The organism is bacterium (genome assembly GCA_040755795.1).
GTDB lineage: Bacteria > UBA9089 > CG2-30-40-21 > CG2-30-40-21 > SBAY01 > JBFLXS01.
In genome coordinates, this window is the sequence record JBFLXS010000677.1 from 1 (window position 1) to 1419 (window position 1419).

At 38.5% G+C, this 1419-nt stretch carries 3 protein-coding genes; all 3 read left to right on the plus strand.

Going from position 1 to position 1419, the window contains the following annotated elements:
* Positions 1 to 575: hypothetical protein (locus AB1414_20845; GenBank protein ID MEW6609859.1), on the plus strand; the 575-nt coding region annotated here is incomplete at its 5' end.
* A 3-nt stretch (positions 576 to 578) separates the two neighbouring features.
* On the plus strand, positions 579 to 830 hold the full coding sequence (locus AB1414_20850; protein ID MEW6609860.1) for a hypothetical protein: 252 nt from the start codon (positions 579 to 581) through the stop codon (positions 828 to 830).
* 249 nt (positions 831 to 1079) lie between these two features.
* Positions 1080 to 1419 (plus strand): hypothetical protein (locus tag AB1414_20855; protein MEW6609861.1); only part of this gene is annotated, 340 nt, incomplete at its 3' end.

A 1419-nucleotide genomic window follows, 5' to 3' on the forward strand; every position in this document is an offset into this window, starting at 1 on the left:
CTGGTATTAATGAAACAGGACAAAGTACTACGACATGTATTGGTGTAAACAATGTAGTCGCAGAGTGGTGGAGAGGGATACTTAGGGATGCAGGTATTGCTATTGAAGGAGGCATTGCAGCAGTTGGCTTTCTCCCAGGTGGCCAAGTAATTGAAACTGTTTATGACATCTTCAGTGCTGCCAGTGGATATAGTTTTGGAGGAGAACTTACTCCTACTCAAAGGGCATTAGTTGCTGGAGCGATATTCGTTCCTGGAGTTTCAGGCGTATTAGTTAAAAATGCTGGGAAGGTAGTTGAAGAAGCCTTAAGGATTGGAGGAAAACATTCAGGATTATTAGAGAACTATGCAAAACGCACTCCAGAGGAGATTCAGAAAGCTTTTAAAAGTTACCAGAAACAAGTCGCTCTTCATCAGGAAAAACTTGCAAATCCTGCAAAATTTGCTGAAAATTGGGATAAGATGAGCGAGCGAGAACGAGCAGGACTCCTTGCAAAATGGAATGAAGATGTAATACGAAATCAAGAGTTAGCTGAGATTATGCAGTATCTTTTGCAGGCAAAAGGAGGAAAGTGAAAAATGAATGTGGATGGAAGTAAATACAAATGTTATCTTTTTGATTTAGGGTTTTATATAAAAGAACGAGCACTAAAAGCAAAGGAAGAAAGAAATAAGGAGATACCCAATACACCAGGATATGAATTTCAATGTGGACGAATTATTGCTTTTAATGAGGTAATTTCAATAATGCAGCAGTGTGCTAAAGGATTTGATATTCCTCTTCAAGATTTAAATATGAAGGATATTGAACCTGACCGAGACTTTACTTGAGATTGGTAGATAAACTAAAATCCTCCTCCCTATCAACCTCAGGCTATGATCCTGTGCGGTGGGACTCCATCATCCAAGAAAACGAGAGAACGAAGGTTGCCCCCCTCTACTCTGTTAGAAAGTATTAAAGAAACAGATTGATCTTCAACAATGGCAATTAAACCAGATAGAAAATATGCAAACAGAGATATTAAAACAGATTGAAAAGATAAATAAAGAACTTAATCTTCAATAAGGAGGAGAGATCTAATGTTTTATGAATTGGATCATGAGGAGAACTATTTAGGGGCTGACTGGGCAGATGGGATGGATTTAGAACAGATAATCTGTCCAAAAGAGAAAAGCCACATGAGAGGGGGAAAAAGGATAGGAGATTTAATGATAGAATTGCCATCTCCTAATATTAAAGATTTTGTATGGATAGTGTTTGGTGGCGAGTGTTTAATTACGGATAAGGTAGCAGGGTTATTCAAAGAGGCAGGGTTTACAGGGTATGAGTTAAAGCCAGTCACTGTAAAGAAAGTAAAAAGGATGGGGAAAGAACCAAAACCAATCCCTCAATTATGGGAGATGGTAATTACAGGCTGGG